The 14,142-nt window shown below is 37.4% G+C and carries 11 protein-coding genes and 1 pseudogene; 5 read left to right on the top strand and 7 right to left on the bottom strand.

The features are described 5' to 3' along the window. Positions 1-78: 78 nt before the first annotated feature. The gene (locus tag EGI24_RS17560) at positions 79-1,272 is read left to right on the top strand and encodes an ATP-binding protein (protein WP_255049854.1); all 1,194 of its coding nucleotides are present in this window, start codon (positions 79-81) and stop codon (positions 1,270-1,272) included. A 67-nt stretch (positions 1,273-1,339) separates the two neighbouring features. On the opposite strand, the gene EGI24_RS17555 is transcribed toward EGI24_RS17560, so the two are convergent. The 3 genes from EGI24_RS17555 to EGI24_RS17545 all read right to left on the bottom strand — a co-directional run bounded on the left by EGI24_RS17555 (position 1,340) and on the right by EGI24_RS17545 (position 3,811). Continuing rightward, a complete protein-coding gene (locus EGI24_RS17555; RefSeq protein WP_255049853.1) occupies positions 1,340-1,738 on the bottom strand; it encodes a Dabb family protein in 399 nt (132 codons plus the stop codon). A 106-nt stretch (positions 1,739-1,844) separates the two neighbouring features. Then, the gene (gene fbaA, locus EGI24_RS17550) at positions 1,845-2,927 is read right to left on the bottom strand and encodes a class II fructose-bisphosphate aldolase (protein WP_255049852.1); all 1,083 of its coding nucleotides are present in this window, start codon (positions 2,925-2,927) and stop codon (positions 1,845-1,847) included. A 173-nt stretch (positions 2,928-3,100) separates the two neighbouring features. Continuing rightward, positions 3,101-3,811, bottom strand: coding sequence for a DNA alkylation repair protein (locus EGI24_RS17545; RefSeq protein WP_255049851.1), 711 nt, complete (start codon positions 3,809-3,811; stop codon positions 3,101-3,103). Positions 3,812-3,880: 69 nt separating this feature from the next. Between EGI24_RS17545 and EGI24_RS17540 the strand changes: the two genes are divergently transcribed. The 4 genes from EGI24_RS17540 to EGI24_RS17525 all read left to right on the top strand — a co-directional run bounded on the left by EGI24_RS17540 (position 3,881) and on the right by EGI24_RS17525 (position 7,225). Beyond that, complete coding sequence (locus tag EGI24_RS17540; RefSeq protein ID WP_255049850.1) at positions 3,881-4,417, top strand: NADPH-dependent FMN reductase; 537 nt, start codon at positions 3,881-3,883, stop codon at positions 4,415-4,417. Between the two features lie 92 nt (positions 4,418-4,509). Next, a complete protein-coding gene (locus EGI24_RS17535) occupies positions 4,510-5,298 on the top strand; it encodes a DUF1080 domain-containing protein (protein ID WP_255049849.1) in 789 nt (262 codons plus the stop codon). Between the two features lie 49 nt (positions 5,299-5,347). Further along, positions 5,348-6,184: a peptide chain release factor N(5)-glutamine methyltransferase gene (gene prmC / locus EGI24_RS17530; protein WP_255049847.1), complete on the top strand. Its 837-nt coding sequence runs from the start codon at positions 5,348-5,350 to the stop codon at positions 6,182-6,184. A 69-nt stretch (positions 6,185-6,253) separates the two neighbouring features. Next, positions 6,254-7,225, top strand: a complete 972-nt coding sequence (locus EGI24_RS17525; RefSeq protein ID WP_255049846.1) for a MoxR family ATPase — start codon at positions 6,254-6,256, stop codon at positions 7,223-7,225. Positions 7,226-7,283: 58 nt separating this feature from the next. Here EGI24_RS17525 and hemB read toward each other — a convergent pair whose 3' ends face one another. The 4 genes and pseudogenes from hemB to EGI24_RS17505 form a co-directional block, all read right to left on the bottom strand. After that, complete coding sequence (gene hemB, locus EGI24_RS17520) at positions 7,284-8,264, bottom strand: porphobilinogen synthase (RefSeq protein ID WP_255049845.1); 981 nt, start codon at positions 8,262-8,264, stop codon at positions 7,284-7,286. Between the two features lie 102 nt (positions 8,265-8,366). Continuing rightward, on the bottom strand, positions 8,367-9,248 hold the full coding sequence (atpG, locus tag EGI24_RS17515; protein ID WP_255049844.1) for an ATP synthase F1 subunit gamma: 882 nt from the start codon (positions 9,246-9,248) through the stop codon (positions 8,367-8,369). Positions 9,249-9,308: 60 nt separating this feature from the next. Continuing rightward, positions 9,309-10,886, bottom strand: coding sequence for a F0F1 ATP synthase subunit alpha (gene atpA / locus EGI24_RS17510; RefSeq protein WP_255049843.1), 1,578 nt, complete (start codon positions 10,884-10,886; stop codon positions 9,309-9,311). Between the two features lie 372 nt (positions 10,887-11,258). After that, positions 11,259-14,142: pseudogene (locus tag EGI24_RS17505) on the bottom strand (DUF11 domain-containing protein); the annotation flags it as partial.

Raw genomic sequence — 14,142 nt, 5'->3', positions numbered from 1 at the left:
ACCAACATTTTGTACTTTTAATAATACACTTTGGAATACTTTTTGTATCTTTGAAAATACAATATTGTAAAATAGAAGATGCAAGAGCTATTTGAAAGTCAAAACAGGGTATTAGAAAAGGTAAATCTGGACTTTAAACGTTCTCTTTACGAAGCACTGCCGTGGGACGAAAGAGCCATCATGCTCATGGGTGCGAGAGGTACAGGCAAAAGCACGATTTTTCTACAACACCTGAAAGAAAATTTCAAAGCAGACGAAGCTCTCTATATCACGCTAGACGATATTTATTTCAAACAACATACTTTGGTAGAGACCGCTCGAACTTTCTTGCAAAACGGCGGAAAACTATTGCTGATGGATGAAGTCCACAAATACCCCGATTGGAGCAGGGAAATAAAGAATATCTACGATTTGATGCCAAATCTGAAAATGCTGTTTACAGGCTCATCAATTTTGGAATTACAAAAATCGAATGCAGATTTGAGCAGACGCGTACTGAATTATTACTTGCCTGAGCTTTCGTTTAGAGAATTTCTGGGAATAAAATATGGGCAAATTCTTCCAAAATATATGCTTGATGAGGTTCTAGCCAATCATGTGGAAATAGCAAAAGACTTAAAAACCAAACTTGAAAACCCATTGGTATTTTTCAAAGAGTATTTAAAATCTGGAGCTTATCCGTTTTTTAAGGAAACAAACTTGGTGGATATACGACTAAAACAAACCGTGAACCTCATCATAGACACAGATATACCCAATGCCCTACCTGTGGAGTTTTCAACTTTGAGTCAATTGAAAAAACTGCTGTACATTATTGCCCAAAGTGTGCCATTTAAGCCCAACATTACCAAACTAGCAGAGCAAGTAGGCACCACAAGACCAAAACTGTACGAAATGCTAAAAATGCTGGAAGCTGCTAAACTGATATATGGCCTATACCACAGCAGCACCAATATTACGATTTTGAACAAACCAGAAAAAATATTCCTGCACAATACCAATTTGCAGTTTGTATTCTCAGAAAACCAGCCCGAAATGGGAACTATACGAGAGACATTTTTTATAAATATGCTCGAAAGTGCTGGACATAAAGTAAATTACACCGAAAAAGGAGATTTTATGGTCAACAACAAATGGACCTTTGAAGTAGGTGGAAGAAACAAAACCCAAAAACAAATTTCAGGAATTTCTAATGCTTTTTTGGCCTTAGATGAAATTGAATATGGCTACGGGAATAGTTTGCCGTTGTGGTTGTTGGGGTTTATGTATTGAGAGCTATATAAAACAAAAAAAGCCCATTTGTAAATGGACTTTTCAGGAAATATATTTTTTAAATGATTCACCTCCTAGGTCCAACAGAATCATAAACATTCACTTTTGACCACAGATAAGCGTAATCTTCAATGAATTTTAGGTGAATAGGATGTGCTTGATAGACCTCTTCTTCTTCTAGATTATCAAAGAAACACATCCATGAAATGGCATAGTCTCTTACTATTACCGAGCGAGTAGTTGAAGCTGGCTCGCCAATATGAAACTGTCTGATGGTGGGTACTTTTGATAGTTTCAATAAGCCTTCAGTAAGTTTCGCACGGTTTTCTGGAGAGTCTTGTTTTAGGTAAAAATATACGTGATGTATAAATAACTCTTTTGATTTGGCTGTGTTTGCCAATGTTGCTGTAGCTGGCAAAGCACTTAATATGGCCGCTTTTTTGATAAATTCTCTTCTGTTTTTCATAGTAATATTTTGAATAAATGGTTTTTGAAATAAGCTCTTTCCACAAAAAAATCCCCATCATCTTAGAAAACCAGAAATGATGGGGAAATATATAATTTACAAAGGATCAATACAATCCCTCACAACGATTGATACAATTCAAGTCTTCGAAAGCCACTTTTAGTCTTGCTACCATGGTTTCTTCGCCTTTACGCAACCACACACGTGGGTCGTAATATTTTTTGTTTGGAGAGTCAGCACCCTCAGGGTTACCCAACTGTGACTGAAGATATCCTTCTTTCTCTTTGTAATATTTCAAAATACCTTCCCAAGTACTCCACTGCATGTCGGTATCGATATTCATTTTCACGGCACCGTATTCTATCGCCTCTCTGATTTCGGCACGGCTAGAGCCTGATCCACCATGGAATACAAAGTTTACTGGCAATTCACCCGTTCCGTATTTCTCGATGATGTAATCTTGCGAGTTTTTCAAGATAATTGGTTGCAATGAAACGTTACCTGGCTTGTAAACACCATGAACATTACCAAATGCCGCTGCGATAGTGAAGTTTGGAGAAATTTTACCCAATTCTTCGTAAGCATATGCTACTTCTGAAGGTTGTGTATATAGTTTTGAACTGTCTACATCTGAGTTATCTACGCCATCTTCTTCACCGCCCGTTACACCCAATTCAATTTCCAAAGTCATGCCCATTTTAGACATTCTCTCTAAATATTTCGCACAAATTTCGATGTTTTCTTCGATTGGCTCCTCAGAAAGGTCAATCATGTGTGAGCTAAACAATGGGCTACCTGTAGCCGCAAAGTGCTTCTCACTTGCGTCTAAAAGTCCGTCTATCCAAGGCAACAATTTCTTAGCACAGTGGTCAGTATGTAAAACAACCGGCACACCATAATGCTCAGCCATTTGGTGAATATGCAAAGCTCCTGAGATAGAACCCGCAATGGCAGCTTTTTGACCTTCGTTAGAAAGGCTTTTTCCTGCATAAAATATACCTCCACCATTCGAAAACTGAATTATAACTGGAGAATTTACGGCTTTGGCCGTTTCTAATACTGCATTGATAGAGTTAGTTCCTACAACGTTCACCGCAGGAAGGGCATAATTATTTTCGTTGGCATGACGCAACAATTGGTTGAGTGCTTCGCCTGTAACTACGCCCGGTTTGATCAAAGATTGGCTCATAAATAAATTTTTAGAATTAAATTAAGTTTTTCTTGTATTTTCTGTCTGCTGAAGTAGGTAAACTGCTTAAAGTGACACAAAAGTACAAAATTTATGCTTTATCCTATCAAAAAAAGACAAGATTCTGAGATTTGAAACTTCCGAATTTTGCAAAATGGCACACCTCAAAATCACTATTTCAGACTTAGAAAGTATTTTCTTTCGTGATCTTCCATTTTTTCGATGGTATATCTCAGAGCCGTTCGAGGCATTGTTTTGATGTGTTTGATCAAAAATTCTTCCACTTCTACACTTCCACCTTTACTCCAAATTTCACGCAACATCCAGCCAACTGCTTTGTGTATCAAATCATGTTTGTGGTTGAGAAACATTTCGGCAAACTTAAAAGTTAGAGCAAAATCACCTTGTCGGATATAGTAATGTGTCGAAATAATGGCAATTCGTTCTGACCAAAGATGACCGGTTATTGCCAAATTTTCTAAAGCAGAATTGTCTTTTATCTCAAAATAATAGGGTCCAAGGATATACATAGAAGAGCAATCAACCAAGTCCCAATTATTTATATAAGGTATATTTCGAAGGTAAAGAGCCACACAAGTTGCTTTTTCTTCAAGTTTTTTCAATTTCTTATATTTCAAAACCAATAAAGTTAACGACGTGAATCTCACCTCGTGAATTTCGTCCTTAATTAACATTTCAATATCTTCCAAGCTTACCAAATCTCTGTAATGCTTACAAATTTGGTGAATTTCGGGATTGGTCAAACCTATAAAAACGTCACCTTCGGCATATTCACCTTTGCCGTTTTTAAAGTACTTGGCTTTGGCGGCGGCTTTCTCTGGATTTGATAGAAAAAGCAGGTCGTTTTTTACAAATTGGTACATAAAACAAGTATTTTAGAACTCTTTAGGGTATTTTTTGTTGAATAAATAATCGTAAAAATCAGAATTTAAATGTCAAATACCAAAATAGGAATAATAGTAGGCACAAATAGAAACGACTCACAATCAGAAGAAGTAGCAAAATATTATTCAAAAAAAATAACAGAAGCGGGGTTTGAAACAACAACAATTAGCTTAAGAGATCTACCTCATGACTTTGCTTTTTCGGCACTTTACAGCAATGCTGGCAAAAACTCAGCTTTTCAGAACTTTCAAGATAAAATTGATGCTTGCCAAAAGTTGGTGTTTGTAATACCAGAATACAACGGATCTTATCCAGGTGTTTTGAAAACTTTCATTGATGGATTGAGACATCCTGACAGTTTAGCCCATAAAAAAATTGCTTTGGTGGGTGTATCATCCGGCGTGCTAGGGAATGCAGTCGGTCTCAGCCATATAGACGACGTACTAAGCTATCTCAATGCCAACGTAATGGGCCTCAGAATAAAGCTTGGAAACATTTCACAACATTTCAAAGACGGCGATTTCAGCAATCCAATTTATCAAAACTTCATTGAAAAACAGATTAAAATTTTCCTAGAATTTTGATTTCGTCTATTTCTTTAGGAATTAGGTGAATTTAAATTTAGAATAATCAATTTTTGTTCTAAATTTGAAATCCAATAACCTTATTTTAAAAAATGAAAAAACAAAACCTCATTCCTGCCCTTTGTCTTACGCTCATTTCGACATTTGCAATAGGTCAAAATAAATATCCAAATACGCCGCCAGAAGTATCTCCAATGCCTATGAAGCCAGAGATGACGGAGATTTGGGAACCTGAAGTGCGTGTAGTAACTCCAGCCAAAAAGCTAGGTGATGCACCTTCAGACGCCATCATTCTTTTTGATGGAAAAAATCTAGACCAATGGGTTAGCCAAAAAGATATTACAAAACCAGCACCTTGGAAAATAGTGGACAATGACCACATGGAAGTTGTTCCGCAAAGTGGTGGAATTCAAACAAAATTGAAGTTTGGAGATTGTCAAATTCATATCGAATTCAGTGCTCCTGACATCGTAGAAAGTGCTGGACAAGGCCGTGGAAACAGTGGATTGTTCCTTCAAAACAGATATGAACTACAGATTTTGGACAATTATAATAACAGAACTTACGCAAACGGCCAAGCGGGAAGTATCTACAAAGATGTACCACCATTGGTAAACGCCATGCGTAGCCCGTTGGAATGGAATTCTTACGATGTTATATACACCGCAGTGAGATTCAAAGCAGATGGAAGAGTGGATGCTCCTGCCAGAATTACGGTATTACACAATGGTGTATTGGTGCAAAACAACACAACCATAGCAGGTTTGACCAATTACATTGGCTTACACATGTACCCTGCCGCACATGGCGACGATGTGATTTCACTTCAAGACCATGGAAACAAAACACAGTTCAGGAATATCTGGATTAGAAAATTGTAATTTCTAAACTCAAAATACTTAAGGGAGAGCCAACACTCTCCCTTTTTTTATGATGCTCGACCTCAAAACCGAATACAAACGCTGCTGTGAACAGATAAAAGCTTATGAACCCTCAGAAGCTAAAGAGATTGTTTTTATGGTTTTCAATGAACTCTTGGGCGTTACCAAAAATGACTTAATTGCTTCAAAATCAATCTATAAAGAACAATTATCAGGAATGGATGACATCATAAAACGTGTCAATACCTTTGAACCTATTCAGTATATTTTAGGCAAGACATGGTTTAATGAACACGAAATTTTTGTGAATGAAAACGTACTTATTCCTAGACCAGAAACCGAAGAATTAGTCCAAAAGGCCATAAGTCTTTCGCCAAAATCTGTTCTGGATTTAGGAACTGGTAGCGGTTGTATTGCTATAAGTACGGCATTGGGGATAAAACATGCCAAAGTTTTTGCTATTGATATTTCTGAAAATGCACTAGACATTGCAAAAAAAAATAATGAAAATCTTAAAGCAAATGTAAACATCCAAAAAGCAGATATCTTAAATTTTGAAAGTCCGTTTGGTAAACGGAAGTTTGATTTAATCCTGAGCAATCCGCCCTATGTAAAAGAGAATGAAATGCCCGAAATGCGTTCGAATGTCTTAAACTTTGAACCTCATTTGGCACTTTTTGTAAGCAATAACGACCCACTGATTTTTTACAAAAAAATTGCAGAAATAGGGCAAGCTTTCTTGGAAGATAAAGGCCATGTTTTAGTAGAAATAAATAGTTATTTGGGACAAGAAACTTGTGATGTATTCACAAACGCTGGATATTCGAAGGTTGAATTAATTCAAGATTTTTTCGAGAAAGACCGTATGGTTCTGGCAAAAAAATGAGCGTTTTTCATTTCAAATTCGCCCATTTAAATATATTTAGCTAAATTCACATCTTTGAAAACCTACTCCATGAATAAAATAGATTCTTTATATAAAAAAATAGATGATGTACTCGCCGAAGTTCACAAAGTGGTCATCGGACAAGAATATCTTATCAATAGATTGCTGATTGGTTTGTTTACAGACGGTCATATTTTGCTTGAAGGAGTTCCAGGATTGGCCAAAACCAAGACAGTAAACACACTGGCAAAAGTATTGGACTTGGGATTTAGAAGAGTACAATTCACCCCCGACTTATTGCCTTCGGATTTGGTCGGAACCATGATTTATAACCAAAAATCCGGTGATTTTGAGGTAAAAAAAGGACCAATATTCGCAAACTTAATTCTGGCAGATGAAGTAAACCGTGCCCCAGCGAAGGTGCAATCGGCATTGTTAGAGGCCATGGCTGAGAAACAAATCACCATTGGTGAAGAATCGTTTCAGTTAGACCCTCCATTCTTGGTAATGGCTACCCAAAACCCAGTGGAGCAGGAAGGTACTTATCCCCTACCAGAAGCCCAAGTGGATAGATTTATGATGAAGGTCTATGTAGATTATCTCGATAAAAAATCAGAGTTGGAGATGATCCGCAAAATAGCCAACATGGATTTTAAAGAAAATGTAAAGTCGGTTTTGGGCAAAAATGACATTCTCGAAATCAAGAAAATCATCAACGGCATCACGATTTCGGATATGTTGGAACGCTACATTGTGGAGTTGGTTTTTGCGACCAGAAATCCTGAAGATTATGGTCTGAAAGAAGAAGCGAGATATATTCAGTACGGCGTTTCGCCAAGAGCTGGCATTGCCATTCACAAAGCTGCAAAAGCTCTGGCATTCTTTGACAAACGTGATTATGTGCTACCTGAAGACATCAAAGCTGTTGTAAGCGATGTATTCAATCACCGAATTATCCTCAACTACGAAGCCGAAGCCGACGGCATCAATACCCGTCAAATTGTAGAAGCTATTTTGAAGAAAGTAGCAATTGGAGGATGAGGGGATTGACGACTGACTCGGTTTGCGATTTTAGATTAATAATTGATTCGATTTATTCTCACTCATTCAACAAAACCGCCACTTCTTTGGCGAAATAGCTCAGAATAATATCGGCTCCTGCTCGCTTCATACTTAAGAGCATTTCCATCATGGCTTTGTCCCCGTCTATCCAGCCGTTTTGAGCGGCTGCTTTTATCATGGCATATTCGCCAGAAACGTTGTAGGCTGAAATGGGAATATTAAAGTTTTCTTTTAATGCTTTTATTACGTCCAAATAACTAAATGCAGGTTTTACCATCATGATATCTGCTCCTTCAGCAAAGTCTAATTCTGCCTCTAAAATGGCTTCCTTGATGTTAGCAGGATTCATTTGATAAGTTTTCTTGTCTCCAAATTTTGGAGCAGATTCAAGAGCATCACGGAAAGGTCCATAAAATGCACTGGCGTATTTGGCGGTATAAGCCATAATACTTACATCGGTGAACCCTTCAGCATCCAATCCTTTTCTGATGGCTCCTATACGGCCATCCATCATGTCTGATGGCCCAATGATATCTGCACCAGCTTTCGCTTGGGCGATGGACATTTTTACCAAAATCTCAACGGTTTCATCGTTTACTATCTTTCCATTTTCTACTATGCCGTCGTGACCATCGGAACTGTAGGGATCCAATGCTACATCGGTCATGATGACTAAATCGGGAAATTTAGATTTAATTTGGGAAAGAGCCTTAAGATATAAAGTATCAGAAACTAAGCTTTCAGAACCATATTTATCCTTTTTACTTTCTGGATAATTTGGAAAAAGGCAAATTGATTTTATTCCAAGAGATTGGACTTCTTTCAATTCTTCCAATAGCATATCCAAAGTGAATCGGTAAATACCGGGCATGGATTTGATTTCCACTTTTGCTCCTGTTCCTTCTTGCACAAACATCGGAAATATAAAATCGTTTACCGAGAGTGTATTTTCTTGAACCATTGCTCTAATAGCACCAGTGGCTCTATTTCTTCTTGGACGTCTATTTAGAATCTGCATATTTTTAGAATTTGGACAAAGGTACGACCTGAATGCCACGCACAAAAAAAACGCCTCGAAAATAATCCGAGACGTTCATTTTGAATATGGGTATGAATACTATTATGCTCCTTTCAAAGCTTCCGCTCCACCAACAATCTCCAAAATTTCTTTGGTGATGGCAGCCTGACGCGAACGGTTGTATTCGATTTTCAGTGCTTTCAAAAGCTCTCCACCGTTTTCTGTTGCTTTGTCCATCGCTGTCATTCTGGCTCCATGCTCTGAGGCATTTGAGTCTAAAACAGCTTTGAAAACTGACAATTTGATGGCTTTTGGTATCAACTCAAGAATGATTTCTTCTTCAGATGGTTCAAAGATATAATCTGTGTTCGAAGTTTTTTCTTCGCTTTCTTCGCTTACCAAAGGAAGGATTTTCTCTGTTCTGATGATTTGTGTTGCAACGTTTTTGAATTCGTTGTACACCAAAACCACTTCGTCGTAGGTACCTTCAGCAAAAGCAGCCATTACTTTTTCAGCAGCTTCTTTGGCAGTATCAAAACTTAATCTTTGGAAAATATCGGTAAACTCATTGTCTACTTTTATCCCTCTTCTGGTAAAAGCTTCACTACCTTTTTTACCCAAAGACAATACCGAAATATTGCCTTTATCGAGTTGAACAGGGTAGTTTTCGTTGATAAAAGCAACAGCAGCCTTGATCACATTGGTATTGAAAGCTCCACATAGACCTCTATCTGATGTTACCATCATGATTAGGACGTTTTTCACTTCTCTTACCTGCGTGTATGGGCTAGATGCTCCCACCTCTGTACCTTGAGAAACCTGAGCAATAAGCTCGTTGAGTTTCTTGGCATAAGGTCTCATCTGAATGATTCTATCCTGAGCTCTTCTCAACTTAGCAGCCGCCACCATTTTCATGGCTTTGGTGATTTGCATGGTAGAGTTTACCGAGGTTATTCTATTTCTTACTTCTTTTAATGAAGCCATTTTCTTTATTTATGATTTACGATTTGCGATTTTAGATTCACTAAAAACACTTATCAAAAATTAAGCGTACTTCTTAGCCAAGTCTTTTCCAAAAGATATGATATAATCTGTATCTTCTTTCTCCATTTTACCTTTCGAAAGGTTTTCGATGATACCTGGCTTAGTTGATTTCAAGATAGTCAAGAATTCAGTTTCATATTCTTTCACTCTTGTAACAGGCACTAAGTCCATGATACCGTTGATTGATCCGAAAATGATAGCTACTTGGTCGCCTACTGGGCTTGGCTGATATTGTCCTTGCTTCAAAATCTCTTGGTTACGACGACCACGCTCAATTACCAATTTGGTAGCGGCGTCAAGGTCAGAACCGAACTTAGAGAAAGCTTCCAATTCACGGAACTGAGCTTGGTCAAGCTTAAGTGTACCAGCCACTTTTTTCATTGACTTAATCTGAGCATTACCACCCACACGTGATACGGAGATACCCACGTTGATGGCTGGACGAATACCTGCGTTAAACAAGTTAGACTCCAAGAATATCTGTCCGTCAGTAATAGAGATTACGTTAGTAGGAATATATGCCGATACGTCACCTGCTTGTGTTTCGATGATTGGAAGGGCTGTCAATGAACCGCCACCTTTAACTTTTCCAACCAATGAAGGTGGAAGGTCGTTCATCGCCTGAGCGATTTTGTCTGACTGGTTGATTTTAGCGGCACGTTCCAACAATCTTGAGTGAAGGTAGAAAACGTCTCCTGGATAGGCCTCACGACCTGGTGGACGACGAAGCAATAGAGAAACTTCACGATAAGCAACGGCTTGTTTAGACAAGTCATCATATATAACTAGAGCTGGACGACCAGTATCTCTGAAATACTCACCAATAGCTGCACCTGTAAATGGAGCAAAGAACTGCATAGGTGATGGATCAGAAGCTCCAGCGTTTACGATTACTGTGTAATCCATAGCTCCATAACGTCTCAAAGTTTGCTCAACCGCCTTAACCGTAGAGTTTTTCTGACCACAAGCTACATATATACAGTAAACTGGCTCTCCTTTGTCGAAGAATTCTTTTTGATTAATGATGGTGTCAATACAAACGGCAGTTTTACCAGTTTGACGGTCACCGATAACCAACTCACGCTGACCACGACCGATAGGAATCATCGCATCCACTGCCTTGATACCTGTTTGAAGAGGCTCAGTTACTGGCTGACGATAAATAACACCCGGTGCTTTTCTTTCCAATGGCATCTCGAAAAGTTCACCAGTGATAGGTCCGTTACCGTCGATTGGCTCTGCAAGGGTGTTTACAACACGTCCGATAATGCCTTCACCTACTTTTACAGAGGCAATTTCACCTGTACGTTTTGCTATTGCACCTTCTTTGATACCCGCTGAGTCGCCTAACAATACAGCTCCAACGTTGTCTTCTTCAAGGTTAAGTGCAAGTCCCTTCAGACCGTTTTCGAATACGATCAACTCTCCTTGTTGTACTTTTGATAGTCCATAAATACGAGCCACTCCGTCACCTATTTGGAGTACCGTACCTACTTCTTCTAATTCTGCTTCGGTTTTTGCACCCGCCAATTGCTCACGCAAAATTGCCGAAACTTCATCTGGTCTAACTGATGCCATGCTCATTATGCTTATTAATTTTATTCTATTTAAAAACGCCTTTTTGGAGAAAAGTCTCCAAAGAGGGTGATTTTTCGGGTGCGAAATAACGAAGAAAATTTCATAATTCCGATAAAAACCTAAAAAAAAGTGTAAAAAGGTAGGATTATTTTGGGATTATGAAATCTGAAATTTCTGAAGATTGAAAATATTCTATGTTAAAGTAAGGATAAACTGAATAGTTTCCCTGTAAATACGAATTTAGGCTAAATCCCTTCATTATTGTAAGAATATAGAAAACTCAATTTATAGATTTGCTTAGAATACTAGGCAAGGTTTAAAAAAGCGGATTGGAGGTCAAACTCTCCAATCCGCTTAGACTTAAGATTTGTTCTAATTTTGATTGATCACAAATCTGACTGTGCAGCTTCGCCCAAATTGATCATTGACCACCAAATAATAAATATTTGAAACTTCAAAGTTTGAACCTAATTGCAACTGATACTGGTTTTCATTTGTCGGTTTCAGTTTTACTTCAAGCTGGGTGCCAAATATTGTACTCAATGAAACCTTTTTAGGTATTAAATTTTTCAATTCAAGATTAATGTTATTCAAATCTGCTATTGGATTTGGATAAATCAAACATGTTGGTGGCAAAACTTCAGCATTATGAACAATAATTCTAGATTTATCTAAAACTTTGCCGCTCGGAATTTCTGTTTGTATCGATTTATTATCTAACACTTTATGCGTACCGTCGGTATCAATAAAAGAAATCCTATAACAATTCGTACTTGTTGGAGCTGAACTATCCGTAAAGCTGTAAGTGCCAACTTTTATGGTCGAAACTTTTGCCAATTTGGTAAAAAGTTTACAATCGGTGCTTCTTTCGATTAAATAATAAGCACCATTTACCTCTAATGTAGATTCCCAATTAAGTAAAACTATATTTTCTTTCTTAGTGGCTTTAAAACCATTAATAAAGTTGAACTTATTGGCTGTTGCTCCAAATTCTGCCAAATTATCGGTGTTGAACTGCACAGCAAAAGCCTTATACAAACTATCGTTAGTGATATCCTTGTAAATTACATCACTGAAACCTTCGATAAAATTATCGTTATCTTCTAATCTGCAGTTTTGGTTAGCCCCTGCATAACGAACTATGCTATAGTCACTTGGGGTAAATGTATTTAAGTTTATCGCTTTTTTGTAGGTGGCAAATTCCTCATCCGTAAAATACAATTTTATCGAAACCGGATTTTCGTAAGAATTTTTCAAAGAGCTTACAAAATCAAAATAACGAGACATAAATTTAGTTCCGTTTTTAGTGGCTGGTATATTGGCCAATAAATTACCATAATGGCGTATCGACAAGGAAACTTTGCCTAGATTTTGTCCATTAGGGTTGATGGAGGCAAATAAACGTCCACTTTTATCAAAGAAATCGAACCATTTTGTGCCGCTTACCGAGTCTGCCGACAAGGCAAGACAATTAATGTCACCAACTACTATCAATGCAGGATCTTCATCATCTTCATCGTGTTTTATAAGAACACCTTCGACTACATCATAATACTCATTTCCATCACCTAAAATATAATTATCGTTTGGCGAGTTTTCTTTGCCACCTATATCATTAGATTGGTCTCTGTCGAAAGTACCGTCTCTATCGTAGTAAATTGGATTTGATCCCGCAAAATCGGTAGTTGCACTATAAATTTCAGCTTTGTTGATGTAAACGCCTGGTTTTGAATCTGCTTTTATTTTTAATACAATTTCGATAGTTTTAGCTTCCATACCTGTTAAACTATCTACACTTGTAACTGCATTTGTATCAATACGAATAGTTCCATTGCTTTTTCTGACCGTATCAATACTAATGCTCCAACGCTGATTGATTGGATTGTTGATATCAAGTTCCATTCCTTTCGGAATATAATTAACCACATTTACATTATAAATTTTACAGTTTTTACATTGATTGTAAACCGTTACTTCAAACTTCACTGAGTCTTTTGGCAAATACATAGGGGTTACCAAACGATATTCTGGCTCATTGCGAATCGCTAAGTCATTGCATGGGTTTGTAAATGGTATAACAATGATAGCGGCTGGGTCTTCATCATCTTCATCATGATTAAGGTTGATCCCTCTTACAACATCGAAAGTACCTTCACCATCGCCTAAAATCATATCATCGGTTGGAGAATTTTCTCTTCCCCCAATATCGTTGAAGGAATTTTTATCAAAACGGCTATCTGCATCGGAAAAGAGATGATTTGTACCTGACTTATCTAAGTCTGCACCAAAAATTTCGGCTTTTGTAATATAAAGTCCTGGTTTTGTTTGATGGTTCACTCGTAAAGCAATTTGAATGCTGATACTATCTCCACCTGCAAGGCTATCAATTCTTGTAACAACCTCATTATTATTACCTATTTGCCAATTTTGGTTTGTACTATCTTTAAGGTCAAAATCTAAGCCTTTTGGAATATAATCAATGATGTCAATATTGTATGCAGTTGCGGTTGGACATTGATTATAGACAGTTATCTCGAATATTGCTAATTCGTTAGGTAAATACATCTCCGTTTTATTATGAATAACTCGTTTGCGTAAGGCCAAATCTGAACATCGTTTCCTTATACTTTGGATATAAATAGTTGCAGGGTCGGCATCGTCTTCGTCGTATTCTGGGTTTATTCCTCCAACAATATCGTTCTCTCCATCACCATTACCAAAAATAGCATTGTCAGTAGCTGATTCTTCTTTACCACCAATGTCGTTAGAAGAATTTCTGTCGAAGCGACTATCACTATCGGCTAATAAATGAATCTTACCCAACTTATCTTTATCGGCTCCAAAAATCTCGGCAATATTTATCATTTTGCCTGATATTTGGTTAGCATTAATCCTAAGAGCCAATTCTATACTAATACTATCTCCTGCGGCTAAACTATCTATTTGAGTTGTCAATTGATTATCTTTCCATGTCCAGTTTTTATAATTTTCGAAAGACATCCCTTTTGGAATATAATTTATGACAGAAATATTGTATGCTTTTTCTTTACCCTGATTATATACAATGGTTTTATATCTAACCAAAGTATTGGCATAAAATACTTTATTTGTATCAATGACTGTAGTTCGTAAGGCAAGATCAAATTCATTAGGTATTTGGCAGCCGCTAATTTCCAACAATGCTGGATTAGAAACAATGGTCTTACAATTACCTGTAATTACACAAGTATATTGACCAATTGTGCTTTCACTAGCC

It is taken from the genome of Lacihabitans sp. CS3-21, assembly GCF_024343675.1.
GTDB lineage: Bacteria > Bacteroidota > Bacteroidia > Cytophagales > Spirosomataceae > Leadbetterella.
This window is presented reverse-complemented; position numbering and strand designations above follow the sequence as displayed.